The organism is Eggerthella sp. 1_3_56FAA, assembly GCF_000185625.1.
Classification (GTDB): domain Bacteria; phylum Actinomycetota; class Coriobacteriia; order Coriobacteriales; family Eggerthellaceae; genus Eggerthella; species Eggerthella lenta.
The window spans coordinates 1-1,586 of record NZ_GL622586.1; the positions used below are offsets into that span (position 1 = coordinate 1).

The window sequence follows — 1,586 nt, forward strand, 5'->3', positions numbered from 1 at the left end:
GCGCTCGCGGGATTGCTGCTGTCGGGCGCGGTGGCGCTCGCGTCGTTTCGGCTGCGGCTGCTCACCGTGGCCGGCGGCCTCGGCGCCGTGGCGGTGGGCACGCTCGCGTTCGCTATCGGCGGGTGGCCGCTGTGGCTGCTGCTCATGTGGTTCTTCGGCAGCTCGAACGTCGCGTCGAAGCTGATGGCGCGTTCGGCGGTCAAGCGGAACGGCGGGGCGCCCGCTTCGCGTAAGCACAGCGGCCCGCGTACGTTGCGGCAGGTGCTGGCGAACAGCGTGCCGTTCCTCGCGTGCGCGCTGGCGTACACGGCGACGGGGGAGCCGTGGCTGCTGCTTCTGGCGTCCGGCGCTCTGGCGGCCAGCACGGCCGACACGTGGGCGTCGGAGGTGGGCGTGTATAGCCGCCGGCCGCCGGTGAACATCCTCACGCGCGAGCCCATGCAGCGCGGGCTTTCGGGCGGCGTGAGCCCGTTGGGTCTCGCGGCCACCGTGGTGGGAGCCGTAACCTCGGCGTTTCTGGCCATGCTGCTGTTCCATGCGTTCGGCTACGCGATTCCCACCGGGCCCGACGCGTTCTTCTTCAACATCGCGTGCGGCGTCGTGGGCTCGCTCGTGGACAGCGTGCTGGGCGTGGTCATGCAAGCGAAGTACCGCTGTCCGAACGACGCTGAGGGAGGGCTTGTGGAAACGCCGCCGTGCGGGGCCCAGGCCGCGCTCGTGTCCGGCTACGCCTGGGTCACGAACGATGCCGTCAACCTCATGAGCGGCATCGCCGTCGTGCTGCTCGGCCTGCTCGTAGTGGTGTAGGCGGGCGCTGGCGGTCCGAGGGCGGGTGGATTTCGTCGGGTGGCTTCCGACGATCTGGGCGCGAAACGGCACCCATGACGATGTGCGAGCGCATTCGGCGGCGGCATCGCTTCGATGACGCGCAAAAGCCCAGGTGGTGAAAATCTCCCGGATGCTTCGTCGTCCGTTTGCCTTCTCGAGATTGTCATGGGTGCCGTTTCGCGCCCAGGAGTTCGGCGCGGGATGGTTGGACGTTCTGTGGCTTGCCGGTAACGGTTGGATGGAGTGCGCACGAGCTTCATAATCCTCGGGTATGTTCAGGAAGGAGGGCCGGCGCAGGGCCGGCGCGAGAACGACGCGAGGAGGATAGGCGATGGCGCAGGAGGCGAACAGCAGAAAGGGAAAGTTGGGCGGGCTTTTCGACGACCTTTCGATAGCCCAGGTCGTTGCGGGTGCGCTTGCTGCGGTTACGTCCATGCTGCTAGCCTCGCAAATCGGCATATACGGTTCGGCGATCGGCGTGGGCGTGGGCTCGGTGGTGTCGGCCGTGGCATCGCAGCTGTACAAGAAGTTTTTGCAGCGCTCAGCCGACAAGCTCAAGGAGATCCATCCGGGCGAGACGCTGGCGATGGGCTCGAAGGGTTCGGCGGGATCGAAGGACGGCGCGAGTGCAGGCGGAGGCGCGGGTGCCGCAGTCGGCGCGGGGTCGGTCGCGGGCTCGCACGCTGCGGCGACCGCGAAGCTCGATGCTGCCGAGACGACGGCGCTTCCGAAGGAAGCCCCGCGCGGCCGGACGCCGC

At 68.3% G+C, this 1,586-nt stretch carries 1 protein-coding gene and 1 pseudogene; both read left to right on the plus strand.

Annotated features, from left to right (window positions below):
* Positions 1-807: DUF92 domain-containing protein (locus HMPREF1023_RS14875; protein WP_009307284.1), on the plus strand; the 807-nt coding region annotated here is incomplete at its 5' end.
* A gap of 352 nt (positions 808-1,159) precedes the next feature.
* A pseudogene (locus tag HMPREF1023_RS14880) lies at positions 1,160-1,586 on the plus strand (hypothetical protein); the annotation flags it as partial.